The 19,038-nt window shown below is 38.3% G+C and carries 17 protein-coding genes and 5 pseudogenes; 9 read left to right on the top strand and 13 right to left on the bottom strand.

Annotated features, from left to right (window positions below; genetic code table 11):
- A pseudogene (locus ACG9ZB_RS02130) lies at positions 1–232 on the top strand (hypothetical protein); the annotation flags it as partial.
- 93 nt (positions 233–325) lie between these two features.
- Positions 326–1,189, top strand: a pseudogene (locus ACG9ZB_RS02125) (IS982 family transposase).
- 16 nt (positions 1,190–1,205) lie between these two features.
- Here ACG9ZB_RS02125 and ACG9ZB_RS02120 read toward each other — a convergent pair.
- The gene (locus ACG9ZB_RS02120; protein WP_419323781.1) at positions 1,206–1,592 is read right to left on the bottom strand and encodes a tautomerase family protein; all 387 of its coding nucleotides are present in this window, start codon (positions 1,590–1,592) and stop codon (positions 1,206–1,208) included.
- Positions 1,593–1,677: 85 nt separating this feature from the next.
- Here ACG9ZB_RS02120 and ACG9ZB_RS02115 point away from each other — a divergent pair.
- Positions 1,678–2,379, top strand: a pseudogene (locus tag ACG9ZB_RS02115) (IS1 family transposase).
- A gap of 26 nt (positions 2,380–2,405) precedes the next feature.
- Here ACG9ZB_RS02115 and ACG9ZB_RS02110 read toward each other — a convergent pair.
- The 3 genes and pseudogenes from ACG9ZB_RS02110 to ACG9ZB_RS02100 all read right to left on the bottom strand — a co-directional run.
- Positions 2,406–2,537, bottom strand: a pseudogene (locus ACG9ZB_RS02110) (transposase); the annotation flags it as partial.
- A gap of 66 nt (positions 2,538–2,603) precedes the next feature.
- Positions 2,604–3,161 (bottom strand): annotated as a pseudogene (locus ACG9ZB_RS02105) (phage late control D family protein); the annotation flags it as partial.
- A 199-nt stretch (positions 3,162–3,360) separates the two neighbouring features.
- Positions 3,361–3,984, bottom strand: a complete 624-nt coding sequence (locus ACG9ZB_RS02100; RefSeq protein WP_419323779.1) for a cation transporter — start codon at positions 3,982–3,984, stop codon at positions 3,361–3,363.
- A 76-nt stretch (positions 3,985–4,060) separates the two neighbouring features.
- Between ACG9ZB_RS02100 and ACG9ZB_RS02095 the strand changes: the two genes are divergently transcribed.
- From ACG9ZB_RS02095 to ACG9ZB_RS02085, 3 genes are all read left to right on the top strand, one after another.
- Positions 4,061–4,492 carry a Cd(II)/Pb(II)-responsive transcriptional regulator gene (locus ACG9ZB_RS02095; RefSeq protein WP_419323778.1) on the top strand — a complete coding sequence of 144 codons (432 nt, stop codon included), beginning with the start codon at positions 4,061–4,063 and terminating at the stop codon, positions 4,490–4,492.
- 463 nt (positions 4,493–4,955) lie between these two features.
- Positions 4,956–6,356, top strand: a complete 1,401-nt coding sequence (yegQ, locus tag ACG9ZB_RS02090) for a tRNA 5-hydroxyuridine modification protein YegQ (protein ID WP_419323776.1) — start codon at positions 4,956–4,958, stop codon at positions 6,354–6,356.
- A gap of 14 nt (positions 6,357–6,370) precedes the next feature.
- Positions 6,371–6,625 (top strand): YfhL family 4Fe-4S dicluster ferredoxin, encoded by a 255-nt coding sequence (locus ACG9ZB_RS02085; RefSeq protein WP_419323774.1) that lies wholly within the window; start codon positions 6,371–6,373, stop codon positions 6,623–6,625.
- A 286-nt stretch (positions 6,626–6,911) separates the two neighbouring features.
- Here ACG9ZB_RS02085 and ahpF read toward each other — a convergent pair whose 3' ends face one another.
- The 7 genes from ahpF to ACG9ZB_RS02050 all read right to left on the bottom strand — a co-directional run bounded on the left by ahpF (position 6,912) and on the right by ACG9ZB_RS02050 (position 15,092).
- Entirely contained in the window at positions 6,912–8,477 is a 1,566-nt protein-coding gene (ahpF, locus tag ACG9ZB_RS02080; protein ID WP_419323772.1) for an alkyl hydroperoxide reductase subunit F, read from the bottom strand.
- Between the two features lie 169 nt (positions 8,478–8,646).
- Positions 8,647–9,573: a hypothetical protein gene (locus ACG9ZB_RS02075; protein ID WP_419323770.1), complete on the bottom strand. Its 927-nt coding sequence runs from the start codon at positions 9,571–9,573 to the stop codon at positions 8,647–8,649.
- A gap of 33 nt (positions 9,574–9,606) precedes the next feature.
- The gene (locus tag ACG9ZB_RS02070) at positions 9,607–10,740 is read right to left on the bottom strand and encodes a toxic anion resistance protein (protein ID WP_419323768.1); all 1,134 of its coding nucleotides are present in this window, start codon (positions 10,738–10,740) and stop codon (positions 9,607–9,609) included.
- Positions 10,741–10,759: 19 nt separating this feature from the next.
- Positions 10,760–11,548 (bottom strand): tellurium resistance protein, encoded by a 789-nt coding sequence (locus ACG9ZB_RS02065; RefSeq protein ID WP_419323766.1) that lies wholly within the window; start codon positions 11,546–11,548, stop codon positions 10,760–10,762.
- 315 nt (positions 11,549–11,863) lie between these two features.
- A complete protein-coding gene (rnk, locus tag ACG9ZB_RS02060) occupies positions 11,864–12,268 on the bottom strand; it encodes a nucleoside diphosphate kinase regulator (RefSeq protein WP_419323764.1) in 405 nt (134 codons plus the stop codon).
- 170 nt (positions 12,269–12,438) lie between these two features.
- Entirely contained in the window at positions 12,439–13,692 is a 1,254-nt protein-coding gene (glyA, locus tag ACG9ZB_RS02055) for a serine hydroxymethyltransferase (RefSeq protein WP_419323762.1), read from the bottom strand.
- 155 nt (positions 13,693–13,847) lie between these two features.
- The gene (locus tag ACG9ZB_RS02050) at positions 13,848–15,092 is read right to left on the bottom strand and encodes an alpha/beta hydrolase (RefSeq protein WP_419323760.1); all 1,245 of its coding nucleotides are present in this window, start codon (positions 15,090–15,092) and stop codon (positions 13,848–13,850) included.
- A gap of 492 nt (positions 15,093–15,584) precedes the next feature.
- Here ACG9ZB_RS02050 and ACG9ZB_RS02045 point away from each other — a divergent pair, with 492 nt between their 5' ends.
- Positions 15,585–16,283, top strand: coding sequence for an exonuclease domain-containing protein (locus tag ACG9ZB_RS02045; protein ID WP_419323758.1), 699 nt, complete (start codon positions 15,585–15,587; stop codon positions 16,281–16,283).
- 90 nt (positions 16,284–16,373) lie between these two features.
- Entirely contained in the window at positions 16,374–16,955 is a 582-nt protein-coding gene (locus ACG9ZB_RS02040; RefSeq protein ID WP_148825719.1) for a hypothetical protein, read from the top strand.
- Between the two features lie 338 nt (positions 16,956–17,293).
- On the opposite strand, the gene ACG9ZB_RS02035 is transcribed toward ACG9ZB_RS02040, so the two are convergent.
- A complete protein-coding gene (locus ACG9ZB_RS02035; protein WP_419323756.1) occupies positions 17,294–17,512 on the bottom strand; it encodes a hypothetical protein in 219 nt (72 codons plus the stop codon).
- A gap of 595 nt (positions 17,513–18,107) precedes the next feature.
- Between ACG9ZB_RS02035 and ACG9ZB_RS02030 the strand changes: the two genes are divergently transcribed.
- Complete coding sequence (locus ACG9ZB_RS02030) at positions 18,108–18,545, top strand: serine acetyltransferase (protein WP_419323754.1); 438 nt, start codon at positions 18,108–18,110, stop codon at positions 18,543–18,545.
- Positions 18,546–18,772: 227 nt separating this feature from the next.
- Here ACG9ZB_RS02030 and ACG9ZB_RS02025 read toward each other — a convergent pair whose 3' ends face one another.
- Positions 18,773–18,952, bottom strand: a complete 180-nt coding sequence (locus ACG9ZB_RS02025) for a hypothetical protein (RefSeq protein WP_419323753.1) — start codon at positions 18,950–18,952, stop codon at positions 18,773–18,775.
- Positions 18,953–19,038 lie beyond the last annotated feature (86 nt).

Here is a 19,038-nt window from a genome sequence, read left to right as displayed (position 1 = left end):
GCAGCATTACTATAACTGGATGAGACCAGCACCAGCTTTGAAAGGTAAAACACCGATGGAAAGGTACTTTGAATTATGTGAAGAAACCCCTTTCTCTAATGAGGTCCAGAAGCAATACAACCCATCCAATGAACGGATTCAACACGCCAATTACAAGATGGATTTAGAGATCGCTAAATTGAAACGATCTCTATCAATCACACATTTTAGCAAATTTAAACATTTACCTTAACCTGAGTTCGATATAAAAAAAGAGTAGAAAAAAAGCCCTGTTTTTGTAACATATTGGTTCTCAAGACAAAATGTTATAAAACAAGGCTTCTCAATGGATCATATTACCGAATTATTTTGTATTTTGGATGATTTCTGCAAAAAATTTAATGAATCTTTAGAGAAAGCTTTAATTTCTAATCAAAAAACCAGGTTGAAAAAGTCAGCTTTAAGCTTGTCTGAAGCAATGACCATTGTCATTTTATTTCATCAATCCGGTTTTAGATTCTTCAAATATTTTTATTGCCAAATGATCGTTCCATTCTCGAAATCTGCTTTTCCTAAACTGCTTAGCTACAACCGATTTATTGAAATTATGCCCCGTTGTTTGCAAGCTCTGAGTGGTTTCTTCCATCAGGTGAAAGGAAAAGATACGGGAATCAGTATCATTGATTCCACTAAATTGGTAGTTTGCCATAATCTTCGGATTAAAAGGCATCGTGTATTTAAAGGCTTGGCCGGTCGTGGAAAAAGTAGTACGGGTTGGTTTTATGGTTTTAAATTACATCTCGTTATCAATAATTTAGGTGAAATTATTAATCTCAAACTGACATAGGGAAATGTTCATGATGTTGCTATATTAGAATCTTTAACTCAAGAATTAAAAGGAATCCTACTCGGAGACAAAGGCTATTTGAGCAAAGCAAAAGCCGAAGCTTTAGCAGCAAGAGGACTGAAAATATTGACTCCATCACGTCGGAATATGAAAAATAAACCCATCCAAACTTAAGAAGAAAAATAATTACTTTGCAGAAGAGGATTGATCGAAACCGTGAATGATCAATTAAAAAATTTACATCAACTTGAACATTCACGTCATCGTTCGGTAAATAACTTCATGGTGAATATCATGGCTGCTGTAGTGGCTTATTGTTTGAATCCCAATAAGCCAACTTTCCAAAATATGCTAAAAGGTTAAGTGGATTTCATCGAACTCAGGTTACCTTATAATTCAACTGTATTTCATCCGCATTTCTCCCTCTAATGCCCCAGTTTTCTTTAGGAGTTTCGAATATAGTTATCTCAACATCATTTGAATCAATACCGCATAGATTGTTTATATTTTCGAATAGAGACCTAATAAATGCTTTTTTAGTCTCTTTTTTTCGTCCATCGAACATAGAAATTTCAATAATTATATAAGATTTACTGCGATCTACTGGATATACAAAATTCTTGGATTCTAGTGCTATAAAACGTTGAAACCTTTTCTCTTCAGGGTATTTTAATTCTTTAACTAAAGCCTGATGGACAGCTTTACTTAAATTATCACGATGTAATTCTATTGTTTCATTTAAAACATAAATTTTTATCTGAGACATTAGACTTCCGTCATAAATCAAAAAACGGTGGTGTATCAAAAAGTATGCTAAAAAAAAGCAGGTTGAATTTTGATAAAATAGAGAAATGCAAATAACGCTAGAAATCAAATGTCCAACCTGCCTCAGTGACAGTATAAAGAAAAATGGTATCAAAGTAGATGGGAAACAAAACTACCAATGCAAAGACTGCAAACGTCAGTTTATTGGTGACCATGCTCTGAGCTATCTAGGATGTAATTCTGGCATTACTCGTAAAATATTACAGTTAATGGTCAGAGGCAGCGGTATACGAGATATCGCTGAAGTTGAGCGCATTAGTATCGGTAATGTCTTACGGACTTTAACTGAATCGGCCTATCAAATTCAGCCTAAACAAAGTCATTATGAATCTCTCGAAGTAGATGAATTCTGGACTTTTGGTGGAAATTAAAATAATAAACAATGGCTTATTTACGCCTACCATCGAAAAACAGGTGAGATTCTTGCTTATGTTTGGGGTAAGAGAGATTTAGCTACAGTCCAAAGGTTGAAGACAAAGCTTAAACAATTAGGTATTCACTACACCCGAATTGCAAGTGATCATTGGGACAGTTTCATCACTGCTTTTAAAAACTGCAAGCAAAGTATTGGTAAGTTGTTTACTGTAGGAATTGAAGGTAATAATTGCAAAATAAGGCATCGAATAAGGCGTGGTTTTAGAAGAAGTTGCAATTTCTCCAAAAAGCTTGAAAACCATTTTAAAGCCTTCGACTTAACCTTCTTTTACATCAATAATGGCTTCATTTAATCTCAGCATACTTTTTAAAACACCACCCAATTTGAAAGAGTTTGCATTGAAATGCTAAGTTGTCTAGCTGTTTCCGAGACATTGCCTTGATTGGCTTCAATTAATTTGATGGCTTCAGCTTTAAATTCTGTGGTGTAAGTCTTGTGTTTCTTGCTCATGGTAAACTCCTGATGAGTGTGTTTAGTTTACCAAGTTAAAACCTCCTGTTTTTTCAGCACACATCAACTGCGCCAGAGCCGTGTTAGAAAGTCATAATCGGTTTCATTTGACTGCATGATGAAGGGACGAACATCGGTCTCTGTATTTAAACCAGAAAGATTAAGGCTGAGGCTAGCAGCAAATAGCGGACTTTTACTCTGCCATTCCTTAAAGAGTATTTCACTGACATCTCGCACACTTTTATTCATAAACACTCGACTGTTGCGACGTTTATGCCAAAGTGCCGTTGCGTCTTCTAAGCGAAGTTTGTACAGGGTCAGCGCACCATCACTTTGTCCTTGTTCGGCGTGGGTGATGATCCCTGTGCTGCGAAATAATGTGCCTTGGTCTGTGACCTGATCCACCGCGACTTGTACCCCGATAAATTGTTTGAGTGGAATCAGAGCATTGGTTGAGAGGCAGATCAATTCAACGTTTAAACCTTGGTTTAATGCATGGGTACCCTCAATATGCTGTAAAAAGATGTCATGATTTAATGCAGCATGTGAAAATTGTGCATGAATGGCACGCTTTTGTGCACTTAACCCCAATTGCTCTAGCACTTGAGTGATTGTATTTATCATCGTCTATATTTTTAAAAAGTAAGTTTCAGTCAACATTGATCGCAAACAACGATCATAAATTAGGCGCCATTATAGCCAGATCAATCCGACAAATGAGCAGAGTTTTATTCTTATTATGTAAACAACAAAATGCTCCGAGCAACTGCGGAGCATTTTTATGGAAAATAATTTTACTTTGATTAAGAAATTTAGCGTTTTCTTAATTCTCTAGCTGTAATCTACGCTCAGATAATGCTTTGCTCACCACTTGATAACCCGCAGACATACCTAAAGTCGCCATAATGCCTGCCACGATTATGTCTGGCCACAAACTACCTGTACCAAACACCCCTATTGCAGCAAAAATAACTGCCACATTCCCAATCGCATCATTTCGACTACAAAGCCAGACCGATTGCATATTAGAGTCACCTTCTCTAAAGGCATATAAAATGACGGCACAAACCACATTCGCGAGCAAAGCAATCACACCAATCACCCCCATGGTCATGGCTTCAGGCGGAATTCCCAAAGCATAGGCATAAATCACTTTACCAATCACCACTAAACCAAATAGTGCCATAGTAATGCCTTTGAGCAGTGCCACTGTCGCCCGCCAATACAAACTCGCACCAAGCACCGCTAGGGAAATACCATAGTTGACTGCATCACCAAAAAAATCTAGAGAATCAGCCCATAAAGATGACGAATGTGCATAAGCTCCACCAATAAGCTCCACCACGAACATAGCTAAATTGATAAATAAAGCTATCCACAATGCCGTTCTAAACTTACTATTTGGCTTTTGCGGTGCAGGTGCACAACTGCAAGAAGAACATGCCATATATACAACCTCTATTCAGACGTAATCATTTTCTATTATGATTAAAAACTATGGAGTCGCTCCAAGGTCAAGCAAAATGAATCAACAAAAATCATCTCCTATTTATTTGATGAAAGACTTAGTTCATAAAACAGGATTAAGTGCCGATACCATTCGTTTCTATGAAAAAAAGCATTTATTAGAGCCTTCTTTTCGCGGGGACAATAACTATCGCTATTATCAAGATGACGCGCTTAAACGACTCATTTTTATTAAACGTTGTCGCGCGTTAGATATCTCACTCAAAGAAATTGAATACCTGATTGAACTGGAGCAAAAGCCTCAACAAGACTGTAGTGCGGTCAATCAACTAATTGATGAGCATTTAAAACAAGTCGAACAAAAAATCATTGAATTGCAAAAATTTCAGATACAACTACAACAACTTCGGCAGTCTTGCACAACCCAATCAACCATTGATGATTGTCAAATTTTAAGACATCTTGAAGCAGGGCTTTCAGATGCATAAAACACATCAACGCAGAATTTAGAATACGGGTATTACTCGTTTTTGCTATCTATTTACCCAAGCCTTACATAGTCAATGCAAAATTTTTATATTTATTTTCTTTTAATTTTTTAATAAATTCACAAATAAAAAATATAGCTTCACAGCAAATCTAATAAAAATGATCCCTAATTATTTCGAATAAAAGGCCACAAAGAACTCTAGCTTTTTGATGATTAGAATCTCTGGTAAGTTTTATATAACCGCTCTTTTACTTTATAAAACAAGGATATTTAAATTTACTTCTATCCTTAGCTACATAAAATCATATATTCAAACATTTATAATGGAGCACTCACATCCAGCGTTTGAACATGTAATTTTCGCGCATATAACCTTTTAAATTCCGAGTTGTTTACTAGGTTGAATCTATTTTTTAAAGCCCTACAATAAACCCATATTTTTTTTATGCCTTAGTTTAATCATGAGCATTCATCACGTTACTGAACTTCTTTCTCCTGCAGGTTCGCTTAAAAATATGCGTTATGCATTTGCATATGGCGCAGATGCAGTCTATGCCGGACAACCTCGTTACAGTTTACGTGTGCGCAATAATGAATTTGACCATGAGAATCTGGCTATCGGCATTCAAGAAGCGCATGACTTAGGCAAAAAGTTTTATGTGGTCGTCAACATTCAACCGCATAACTCGAAACTCAAAAACTTTATTCGTGACCTCACACCTGTGGTTGCGATGCAACCCGATGCCCTGATCATGTCGGATCCAGGGCTAATTATGATGGTACGCGAGCATTTTCCAGACATGGATGTGCATCTTTCTGTTCAAGCCAATGCTGTCAACTGGGCTACTGTGAAGTTTTGGAAAAACATGGGACTGACTCGGGTCATTTTATCCCGTGAATTATCCATTGATGAAATTGAAGAAATTAAGCAGCAAGTGCCTGACATGGAAATTGAGGTTTTTGTGCATGGTGCGCTATGCATGGCATACTCTGGACGTTGTATGCTTTCAGGCTATATGAATAAACGTGATGCCAATCAAGGGGCATGTACCAATGCCTGCCGTTGGGAATACAAAGTTCATGAGACTACGCAAGATGAAAATGGTGATGTAATCCCAGTCCAGAATCTGAATACAGACTCCAATTGCTGTTCAAGCCCTGATGCTGATGAACTGCATATGCAAGCACAGCATCAGTTCGATGAACCCATATTACTACAACGTCATGATGAAGACATGTTTGCTGCTGAAGAAGACGAACATGGTACTTACTTTATGAACTCAAAAGACTTGCGCGCGGTGCAGCATGTTGAGCGCTTAACCCAAATGGGGATCAATTCTTTAAAAATTGAAGGACGTACCAAGTCTTATTTTTACTGTGCGCGTACAGCACAAATTTATCGCAAAGCCATAGATGATGCGCTCGCCGGTAAACCTTTCGATTCCTCACTCATGACACAACTCGAAGGTCTGGCCAACCGTGGTTATACCGAAGGTTTTTTACGTCGCCATGTGCATAGTGAATATCAAAACTATGAAAATGGTTCATCCAGTTTTGACCATCAACAATACTGCGGTGAAATTTTAGAACGAAATGGCGATTATCTGAAAGTCGATGTCAAAAACCGTTTTGTAGTGGGTGATGTGCTCGAACTCATGACCACTTCAGGCAACATCACTTTTGAACTAACAGAAATCCTCGATAAAAAAGGCAATCCAATCCTTGAGGCGAAAGGTTCAGGGCATGTGGTTGAAATCCCTGTTCCTGCTGATGTCGACATGCACTATGCCCTACTCATTCGTAACTTACCGCATTCAAGTGCTGACATTTCAGCGCCTGCATTGGCTTATGTTGCAAGCTGACTGGGGTTAATGCCATGGCACTACGAATAACGGATGCATGTATTAACTGTGATATGTGTCTTCCTGAATGTCCCAATACCGCTATTTTTGAAGGTGATAAAATTTATGAAATAGACGTCAACCGCTGCACCGAGTGTGTTGGTTTTTATGATACCCAAACCTGTGTGGATGTTTGCCCAATTGCTTGTATCGAGCCACATCCAGAACACGTTGAAACACAGCAACAATTGTTAGAAAAATTTAAAGGATTGAACTTATTTAACATCTAACCTTGGGGAAAGTAGAAAAGAAACCGAGTACTGACCACACTCAGAGTTTCAAAACAAAAACTGGGCAAAGAATAACAATAAACAAAAACTAAATGAAAAAGCCAAAGTGACTGGGGAGCACTTTGGCTTTTTCTTTGTACAAAATATTTGCTTTAAACGAAAAAAAAGGAACTGAGCTGTTAGCGACTCAGTTCCTATCAAGGGTAAAACCAAAAATCAGCGATACAACATAAAGGGAAAAAGCCAACGTATATTTTGGGAGAGCGTTGGCTCTTTCATTTCACACTTACAGCCCAGAACGAATAATGTAATCAAAAGCAGACAGAGATGCTTTCGCGCCTTCACCTGTGGCAATGATGATTTGCTTGTATGGCACAGTCGTACAATCACCTGCGGCAAATACACCTTTGACATTGGTTTCGTTGCGATCGTTAATCATAATCTCATTACGGTTTGAAAGCTCAACAGCAGTCTCTTTTAAGAAATCAGTGTTTGGTAATAAACCAATTTGCACAAAGATTCCTGCAAGCTCAACCGTATGTTCTACATCAGTTGCGCGGTCTTTATATTTCAATGCCGTCACTTGTGAACCATCACCCACAACTTCGGTCGAGAGTGCATTTAGGATCACTGTAGTATTAGGCAAGCTATGCAATTTGTCTTGCAACACTTGGTCGGCACGTAGTTTGGTATCAAACTCAACCAAAGTCACATGTTCTACAATCCCAGCAAGATCAATCGCAGCTTCGACACCTGAGTTACCTCCACCAATCACTGCTACACGTTTGCCTTTAAACAGTGGACCATCACAGTGTGGACAGTAAGCAACACCACGAGTGCGGTATTCTGCTTCGCCCGGCACATTCATTTCTTTCCAACGTGCCCCTGTTGAAAGAATCACAGTTTTAGATTCAAGCTTCGCACCATTTTCTAAAGTGACTTCAACCAAGCCATTCGCGGTCTCATCTGCACCTTTGATGTTAGAAACACGTTGTAAGTTCATGATGTCCACACCGTACTCACGTACATGTGCTTCCATTTCAGCAGCAAACTTCGGCCCTTGAGTCTTTTGAATCGAGGTATAGTTTTCAATGTCCATGGTATCCATGACTTGACCACCCATCCGTTCAGCCACGATCCCTGTTTTAATACCTTTACGTGCTGCGTAGATGGCAGAGGTATTTCCTGCAGGGCCACCACCAATCACTAAAACATCAAAAGCATCTTTGGTATTGAGTTTTTCAGCTTCTTTGACTGCTGAATTGGTATCTAGTTTGGCAATAATTTCTTCCAAGGTCATACGGCCTTGACCGATATGGTTATTGTCTTGGAACACCATCGGTACAGCCATGATTTTGCGTTCTTCAACTTCGTCTTGGAAGAATGCACCATCAATCATAGTTGCTGTCGTGCCTGGATTGTAAATGGCAATCAGGTTCAACGCTTGCACCACGTCTGGACAGTTATGACAGCTTAAAGACACAAAGACGTCAAAGTCAGACTGGATGCCCAAAGCTTTGATTGAAGCTAAAACTTCATCCGATACTTTGGGTGCATAACCTGAGGTTTGTAACAATGCCAAAATCAAAGAGGTGAACTCATGTCCCATCGGCAAACCCGCAAAGAAGACACGCGGCTGTTCACCGGCTTTTGCCACACCAAAGCTAGGTGCACGTGAGTTTTGACCATCAAAACGTGCAGTCACCAGTGGAGACAGTGCTGCAACTTCTTCAACCAATTCTTTGATTTTGTATGATTTCTCAGAACCATTCAAAGTCGCAACCAATTCAATCGGACTTTCGAGGCGTTCAAGAAGTGTTTTTAATTGAGCTGAAGTATTTTGATCTAACATTGTTAAGCTCTCCAAAGCAGTCTGTAAAATTATTTGATAGAAGAATCATAGAGTAAATTTAAAAATAGATAAAACAGTTTGTTTTTATTTTAATAATCGGTTTTATAGATTTAAAGATATTCATCATAAAAAGTCCCATTAAACGCAGGACTTTAAATGAAGTCAAAGCTTAGGATTCACTCTCCATCCGCTGTTCAATTCTTAAAGTTCTGGCTTTTAACTGACGCGTCAGACCAAACAACACAAGACTCAGCACTGCCATCAGTAGCATCAAGATAAGCGAGAAGAATTGCATGACCTTAGTGAACTGCGCTGCTTGCTGAACTTGTTTTTCTACACTTGTAGCCATTGGCGTGAGTGTTTTGCCATAGAGTTGATGCTGCATCGTCCATAACTGTTCAGGCTTAAACCCATATTCAATAAAATATGAATCATTTTTTTCTGCTTGGACAAGAGCAAGCACATGCGGAATGGCTGCATTTTTATCGACAGGTTGGTGTAACAATGCCGTCTGTGCAAGCAAATAATGCTTTACAGGCATTTGAATTTGAGACTGCTGCAAATACTGCGCTATTTCACTTTGCTGAATATTTTTATCGTAGTGTACGATTTGCTGAAAAGCCTCGCTTTCATCATCTTTTAAATCATATTGCAAATAAGTCAGCCCTGACCAAAGCAGAATAAAGGCAATCAGCCATGCCACAAACTTCAGTATAAAAGATTGAAAACGTACATAGAAAAAATGAATTTTCCGTGCATAGTGCACCAATACAAATGCCCCAATAAAAGACACCATAATCTTGAGCACAAGCCAACCAAACCACGACAGCAAATTCAGAAAATAATCTGGCTGATGTCCTAGTGATGCTAAATTTGCATCGACACTCATGGGCATATGCAGTTGCTGTATTTCAGTGCTCAGTCCAAAGAAGCTATAGACAAAATCATGTTGTAAAAAATAGCTAATGCTGGAGGCAATAAACAAGACAGCACTCAACATACACCATAAACTCAGTTTACGTTGACGTTGTTTGAGTGCAATCACGCCTTGTTCAATGTGCTGAGGCTGAACAACATACTCATCTAAGGAAGGCAAACGCTTCTCCTCTATCGACCACCCAACTCGGCATTAAGATGGTGTCGTACGATTAGAACTTGAGTCTAAAACCAATTGATTCAAATTGTCCTGCAAACTACGCAAACGTGTGGTTGCTTCCGCACGTTTCTGCATCCCTTCTTTTTGTATTTGAATCACATCATTTACTGTTTTAATGAGGGTGTTTTGTACATGTTCAAGCGTCTCAATATCAATCACTGAACGTTGATTGGCTTTTGCTGTATCTACTGAGTTTTGATGTAACAAATCAGCATTGCGCTTCAATAAGTCATTGGTCGCATCATCAATGGTATTGGCCAACTGCACACTATTCTTTTGCTCATTTAAAGAAATTGCCAGACTAATTTGGTTTTTCCATGCAGGCAATGTGATGTTTTTAATCGCATAAAACTTATCGACCAACATCAAATTATTAGACTGGATAATACGAATCATCGGTAGTGTTTGCATGGCTGATTGTTGTAAAACCTGCAGATCACTCACGCGTTTTTCCAAATTATTCGCTAAATGATTGAGGTCGTAAACCCTCTGCGTCGTGGTTTGGTCTTGCGCCTGTGAGGTCAGTGTTGAGATTTCCTGCTGAATTTCATCCTGTTTCAACTTACCCGCTGCAATATACACACCGAGCTGTTTATATTCACTTTGTACACCATCAAACATCCGATCTAGCGTATCGACACGCGCTTTTAAACCAGACTGCGATTTTTCAATTTCTTTCACCAAAGTATCAATCTGTTCTTTGGTGGTATTAAAGTGCATATCAATATTATTCTTTGCGCCTTTAATTTTGCTCATCAACCCACCGAAGAAACCTGAATTTTTCTTTTTATTTAAGATACTTGAAGTATTGAGCTGTTGTGCAACTTGTACTACCTGATTCAGTTTTTGCCCCGTTTCATCCAAGTCTTTATTTTGAACCAAATTTAACAACTCATCAGTATATCCTGAGGTCTGTGTCGCAATATTTTTACCATAATCCGCCACGGCGTTATGGTTGATTTCTGCCAACTCTTTCCGTGCTGCCAAGACCGCATTGAAGTCATCTTGTTGCAAGCCAATTTCTTGCAAATTTAACTGTTGAAACTTATGTTCAATCACTTCAGTGGTTGGCTCTACCACAAGACTGTTTTGTTCTGAGTTGGTCATAATTCACCTAATCTATTTCTTAAAGTGTTGGTTTCTGTAGTGATTTTTTTAAGGTACGAATCAATTTTTCACGGCTATTATCGAGCTTTTCCAGTTCAATTGTCGAGCTTGATTGCTGCGATTGTTTGACATGATATTGCCATGCTGGGATCAAGACCTGCTGTGCTTCTTTAAAACGATCTAACAAACTCAATGAAATCTGCTGAGACAATTGCATTTGCGTAATCGCAATATCATTACTGCTTTGCAAAGTCTGCAAGCTGTTTATTTTCTTCGATAAACGTTCTGCAAAATTATCTAAAGGATGTGCATTCTTCACAAATTTAGGATATTCCAGTAAAAATGCTTCAGCCGCAGATACATATTTGGCCATTTGCTCACGTAAACCAGTGAGCTGCTGATAACGTGCTTGCGACTTTTGAATTTCGATTTGTAATTTTTGACTAAGATGATTGGCTCGATCCAACAGCTGATCCAGTTTTTTATAGTATTCAACTTGGGTTGAACCATATTCAATATCAATCCCGAGCCACTTTTGTAGCCCATTAAATTTGCGCTTCTTCAAGTATTTTTTTGAGTCAGCCAGTGACTGGATGAGTTGCTCAATGGTTTGACTCAACTGTAAAGTGAGCTGCGGATCTACCCCGTTAAGCAGCACAGACTGTGCTTGAATGACACTATCTGCATAATGATTGAGACGATATTGATCGTTCAGCAACGGAACTAAATCATTACGCTGGATACTTAAAAGTTCATCTGAATTGACTGGTATATCCCTTAAAGGAACAAGAACGTCAATTTGTGCCATAGCGCTTTAACCCAATAAAGAAATTGAATAAAATCATTTTTATAGTACAGCTTTTATGTCAAATAACATGTAGATTTTTGCAAAAATGCTGTGACATCTTTTGTGCCGTAGAAATTATCATGAAGGTCATATCAGTTATTAGGTACTCTATTGGTACTAGAATCCAAATCTATTGAGTAGAAATAAAAAATCGCAATCAATCAGCACTCTATTTTGTTGTTTTCTTTTGTATTACAGTCATTTATTTTAGAAAAAAATATTTAAAGTCATAAAAAAGCCATGATCAACATGGCTTTAAAATGGGATGTTTCGATATTATAAATAATCGCCTTCACGCTCAGGTTGATAAACCACTTTTTCAATTTTGACTTTCATCATTTGACCGTCTGGCTGTGGCCATTCAATCTCTTGACCTTCAGCTAAGCCCAGAATTGCTGCACCAATTGGAGCTACAACATTGACCTGTCCCTTCTCGCCTTTAAAATCATGCGGATAAACCAACGTAATTTCAGATGCTTCTGTAGATGGTGCAATGGTCAATAAAACTTTTGCATTCATTGTTACCACATTAGCAGGCATATCTTGTGGAACAACAACATCGGCGCGGGCCAATTCTTCTTCAAGCAACTGCATGGTTGGTGTAAGTTTAGACTGATGTTCTAACATCGTTTCTAAACGATGAAGATCCTGCTCAGAAATGATAATTGCTGGGTTTGCCATGTGCTGCATTCCTATTTGAATACGGTATGAATAAAATTCTTATTAAAAATAAATTATTAGCCTATAACTTCTGTTATATCAGAAATGCCGTAAAAATTACATTTCAACTGATTTTGATTTTTTAATGCTATAAAAAAAGCCCCCTTGAGGGGGCTTTCTCAAGTCAGAACTTAGTTTGCGTAAACAGGGAATTTCGCACAAACAGCTTCAACTTTCGCTTTAACAGCGTTAATCACAGCTTCGTCACCTTTGCTGTCTAGGATATCAGCGATCCAGCCAGCAAGTTCACGCACTTCAGCTTCGCCGAAACCACGAGTCGTCACAGCTGGTGTACCAATACGGATACCAGAAGTCACAAATGGTGAGCGTGGGTCATTTGGTACGGCATTTTTGTTCACAGTAATGTGAGCTGCGCCTAACCATGCATCTGCTTCTTTACCTGTTACATCTTGCTTAATAAGAGATAACAAGAACAAGTGGTTTTGTGTACCACCAGAAACGATGTCATAACCACGAGCAATAAGAACTTCAGCCATTGCTTGAGCGTTCTTCACCACTTGTTGTTGGTAAACTTTGTATTCAGGAGCCATTGCTTCTTTAAAGCAAATTGCTTTAGCCGCTACCGCATGAACCAATGGACCACCTTGGTTGCCAGGGAATACAGCTGATTGTAATTTTTTCTCAATTTCTTCGTTTGCTTTTGCAAGGATTAAACCTGAACGTGGGCCACGAAGTGTTTTGTGTGTAGTGGTTGTTGTTACGTCAGCAATCTGAACTGGGCTTGGGTAAACACCAGCAGCAACTAGACCAGCAACGTGAGCCATATCTACAAATAGGTAAGCGCCAACTTTATCCGCGATGTCACGGAAACGCTGCCAATCTACAATTTGGCTATAAGCAGAGAAACCAGCTACGATCATACGTGGCTTGTGCTCGATTGCTAAACGCTCAACTTCTTCGTAATCAATCTCGCCAGTTTCAGGGTTTAAACCGTACTGAATTGCGTTATATGTTTTACCAGAAAAGCTTACTTTTGCACCGTGAGTCAAGTGACCACCGTGAGCCAAACTCATACCCAAAACAGTGTCGCCCGGGTTCAGAAGCGCTAAGTAAACTGCTGAGTTTGCTTGTGAACCAGCATGTGGCTGAACGTTTGCGTAATCTGCACCGAAAAGCTCTTTAGCACGGTCAATCGCTAATTGTTCAATCACGTCTACATATTCACAACCGCCGTAGTAGCGTTTGCCTGGGTAGCCTTCAGCATATTTGTTTGTAAGTTTTGAACCTTGCGCTTCCATTACTGCTGGAGAGCAATAGTTTTCAGAAGCAATCAGTTCGATGTGCGCTTCTTGGCGAGCATCTTCATTTGTGATTGCTTGCGCGATTTCTGGATCAAATTCAGCAATTGAGATATTGGCAAACATTAGCGAGGTCCTATGAAATTAGGGCTTTTAAGCCGTGCTAAGATTGGCGCGTATTGTAGCATGAAGTTTATAAATTTCGAGAATGAACTTTACGCAGTTTAAATAAAAAATCGCTCATGAAGCAGAACTCCATGAGCGATTTGGGTTAAAGCAAATTACTGAATTGGCATGAGTGTTTTGACATCATCAACAATATCATCGATATTTTCACTAAACGATGTGGTATGGGTCCATTTTATCGTTTCACTGTCATCAGTCACATAACGAATATTGTTTCCAGCTTGAGAAGCACCAGCATATAAAATATTCGTAATCGCTCTTGGAACAGTCGTGTCATTGGTGCCTTGATAAATAATAATTGGCGCTGTTTGTTTGACCTTCAAAGGCTGAGATGTGTTATCTAAAAAGTTTTTTATGACTGGCAAATCTAGAAAGCCTGTTTTTGGGTAATATCCATTTAATGTGTTATAACCAGTCGCTAAAGCCCACATTTCCGTATAGTAATTTACAGAAACAGTCCCTGAACATGCCGATTCAGCCGTTCGTGCAATACGGGCTGCTTCAGACTCAAACATTTGCCCGTACAAAGTTATATTGGGTGGATTTTGCATACCTGCAGTGATGAGTGCAGCATAGGTATTCAGTGAAGTATAAGTAGCAACCTGTTGAGTTGCTGGCAAATTTGCAACACTTGCAGCTCCCACTTGAAAGATCGTTTTTAAATTAGACGCAGGTGCAATCACAACTGTCCCTTTATAATCTAACTGCGCGCGACTTTGATATTCACCAGCACCTAAAGCAGCATGACCGCCCTGTGAATGCCCAACCGTCACCCAGTTTTTTGAAACCGATTTACCTTGCTTGGTTAAGTAGTCACGTGTTGCAACTACTGCATCTGTAATCGAAAAAGCTTCACTTTTTAAATTAAGATAAGGATGGGCTTCTGTACCACTTGGCTCTCCCAGTCCTTCGTAATCGGGAGCAACAACGACATATCCCGCGCTAAGTAACTCATTAATCATCGATTTTACATCGGGATCCATAGAAGATTTACTTGGCGCGCAAATATCAGCAACACCAGTAGTACCATGTGCCCACACCACAATCGGCCAACCTTTCGCGGGAGCTACTGTTTTAGGGGTAAAAAGCAATGCCGTTGCGCGAGTTTCTTTATTGTCCTGACCCAGCATCTTATAAGTCATGACTACACTTTCACCAGCCGTAGCTGACATATCTGTAGCCGTATAAGCTGTTGGCGTAGTTACGACTGGATTAACAATATTGTTTTTAGGAATCCCATCATCCACACCAACAGAAGTTGAATCGCCATCCCCTCCTCCACAAGCTGTTAAAACAAGTACAGAACTACTGACGAACACGGCCAATATATGTTTTTTCATCTTAAAATTCCTTAATGACATTTTTTTCTTGTTGTAACGATTCAAATCACTTGAATAGATTAATGATTTACGCCTCAAAATGACGCATGGCAAGACCAGTTACGAGAATGATACAAAGTGAACATAGTCTGCAAATGCATACTCGCCTTTGTTATAAAAACTAGTGACTTGAAGTTTAAAATAAATCCTGACCCTACAACTGAATTTAGATGCAGAACAATCTCCTAGTCGTTGTTTGAGCTGAATCCCAAAGAATCATTTTTATTTTAAGCAATCATTTTCCTTGCAATCTGCCTAAATAAATTGACAAGTAACTTCTGACTTTTCCCTTGCTTAATAAAGCCTAATCTCTAATCACCTAGGTTCACCAGATGATTTAAACAACATCACCGTACAAAATCAGCGAATAAACCACAAATATGGCAGTCATAGGCTGTCTTGATAGTCTTGGAAATGATAAATTTATTCAGCTTTTAATTTTCGGATATGCACATGCAAGCCATTATTCTTGACACAGAAACCCATACTCTAAATGGTCAACCCATTGAGATTGCATATGCACCGATTGAAATTGCAAATGGCAAATTAAGCCTAGACAAAAGCCAAGTATTTGATCAGCTCTATACCGTCGATGAACCGATCTCATTCGCAGCGATGGCTGTGCATCATATTTTAGAGTCAGACCTCATTGGGAAGCCACACTACACGACCTTTAAACTACCTGCCGAAACGCAGTACATCATTGGTCATAATATTGATTATGATATTCGTGCTATCGAAAAATGTGGTGTCGATACTTCTCATATTAAAGCGATTTGTACACTCGCACTTGCACGTTTGGTCTGGCCTGATGCTGAAGCCCACAATATTTCGGCACTCATTTATATGATTTCAAAAGGCAGTGAAAAAGCCCGTGAAATGATTAAAAAAGCTCATCGTGCCGATATGGATATTATTTTAACGGCCAATATTTTAATGCATGTGGTTCATCAATTAAAAATAAACAGCATGGAGCAATTATTTGCTGTCTCTGAAGATGCTCGTATTCCGCGAGTCATTAATTTTGGCAAGCATCGCGGCACAGCGATTGCTGAACTCCCTGCTGACTATATTCAGTGGTTAATGCGTCAAGATGAACTCGACCCATACTTACGTAAAGCTTTAGAAAATACGAGCATTAAAACGCTCTAAAATGTATTGTCATAAATCCTTAATATTATTGTAATTTTCAGCCTGTATGTTCAGCCTTAATTTATTTTTTCGGGGGGAGTAAATTAAGGTATGAATCATTATCAAAAAACAGCATTAGGTTTAGATGCTTTACAACAACGTCATATCCCACTCAATGCGCGTCAAAGACGACTATTGGTTTTAATTGGTACAGAAGATTTTGAACAATTGGCTGACCAGTTCAAACAACGCATCGCAACGCCTGAAATCCTCGAACAATTAATTGAATTGGGTTTAATTCATTCCACACAAACAGCTCACGTCTCTAGCCCAATACAGCCGTCATCGGAGGCTCAATCATCGACGTCTGTACTAGAAATTAGTCAAAATAACGTCAATCGAATAGATTTAGACAGTACAGCGCAGACTCCTACACAAAGCTCTGCCCCACCACTTAAAGCTTATAGCTTTGAAGAAACACGCAATTTGATGATGAGCTTATTACAACGTTATTGTGGATTAATGGCAAAACAACTCATTCTTCAAATTCAATCGGCGACAGACTTACACAGTCTCAAACGCTGCCAAATGCAATGGATTACGACCTTGCAGGAAAGTCGAATAGAACCCGCAGTACTCAACCAACACTTACAACAGATCAATCACTCACTGTTGCATTTGCAGGCAGCTTAAACAAATAAACTCAATGGATAATTGATTCTTTTTCAGTCTTAGTTAAGATTTAAAGACTACGAGTTTGATTAGCAATCTATTGTTTTATAATTCAGGCAATAAATCTTAATGTCTTTCATCGACTTTTTAAGACTTTGGCACCATGGTTACTTGAACCATTTATCAAACAGCTTGATAAATAATAACTATGTGTGAAGTGATATGCTGATTTTATTTTATGACTTTCAAGATAATCGCTCAAAAAAATTTATCTCTTATATAATGCAATGGGATAACTTAACTTGATATAGATCTCCCATAAAAAAGCCCATGTAAACATGAGCTTTTTTTCAAAAGTGTTAGTCAACAACTCGATATATATTTTCCGTTTGCCGACTTTCAAATAACAGTTCAATACTAGGCAGAATCACTTCACCATCAACGACGATATGTTCAATTCGTTTAAACAAATCCAAACGTTCTGCTTCGGAGTTTTCAGGTACTTGTCTTAACTGGGCCTTCACATTATAGGTTTGGCTGTATTGGTCCTTTACTGTTACATCTACAAGCTGAGTCATGGTCATTTTCCTTTTCTTTTTTTAGCTCTGCTTAATCTTATAACACAAGTTTTTTCCAACACTGCCCATAGAGTTGTTAGAATTTATCGCAATGTTAATTTATATAAATATTTTCAAAATCAGACTTATAAATCATAAACTTAAATCAAATATGCTTAACAACCGAGATACATAGTCATATTTTTTCACATAAAAAAAGCTCGCATTGCTGCGAGCTTTTCTATGTTGGAAGGCTAGTGCTGATTTATTGTTTGAACATTTCATTTCAAACTCAACGAGCTGTCATTGATCCGTCCAACTACATCGTAGCGTCTTAGTTATCGACCTACTGTAAGTACAATATAAAAGCATTTTTTACTCTCGACAAGAGCGTATGACATTTCGAAACAACTGTACAAATAAAAGACAATTGATATTTTTTAAAAATAAGAGATTATACTGAAAGGCTAAATCTAGATAACAGCTCAGCATCAAATCAAGTAAAATCGCGCATTCAACCTATGAGTTTTTCTACATATTAGTTCAATTGATTTTGAGTGATTTATATCGGTATTGTGGTGGCAATACGAAATTAAGTTCATTTCTGAAAACTTATTTGTTTAATCGTGATTTTAACTTTATCATTTGGTTACTTCTTTCGGCTTCAAAATCGTGGATCGGCAAACTGGCCTACCCTATTTTTTATTATAAGAAGAAATACGGGATCGATATCCACTACACCACAAAAATTGGCTATGGCTTGTTCATCGGTCATGGGAGACCTTTGATTGTCACCGTAACTAATGTTCTTCGAAACAATGCAACCTATCGCAATTTAAACGATTGTTGCCAATGGCGGTCGTCAGGCCGCTGTAATTGGCAACAATGTATATATTGGTCCAAATGTCTGTATTATATTATCGATCATGTTAAAATTGGCGATAATGCAACATCTGTAGGTAATTATGCAAAAATCATCCACTATAATAATGCTGGAAATTCAGTAAATAAACGCTGGCTAAATGGAAAACAAAACAACATCAGCATAATTTAATCAGCTTAGCGCTCTATAAATAAAACGCAGAATCACATTTTTATACTCCGTAAATTTTAAGACATAATATGTTGCTGTTGTATTTCAAAAGCACATGAATAGGAGAAATTAGGTGGTTTATGTCGCACTTCAAGTTTTAGTCTGCCATGTAATCTACATCCACCTATCTAAGCTTGATCAATATTAAGCTATAGTAAAATTATAAAAATCAATTAAATACAAAATTATTAATCTTTAAAAGGATTTGAAACTTTATCTTTAAGACTTAACCAAACCAAAAAGGTCATAATAAATATAAGTAATCCAATCACGATAAAGAATGTTTCACCCACAACGAAACTTGTGATGAGCGCCCCTAAGCCAATGAATGATAATAAGGTAATCAATGCGATGCCAAAGACATTCATTTTTGTTTTCCAATGATCGTAATAATAAGGAGCTCATTATTACGTTTAAGCATGTCAATTTAATGTTGTTTTCATTAAACTTTAAT

Source organism: Acinetobacter johnsonii, from assembly GCF_048551975.1.
Taxonomy (GTDB): Bacteria; Pseudomonadota; Gammaproteobacteria; order Pseudomonadales; family Moraxellaceae; genus Acinetobacter; species Acinetobacter johnsonii_A.
The sequence above is the reverse complement of the archived record's forward strand: the minus strand, read 5'-3'. Positions and strand labels throughout refer to the sequence as shown.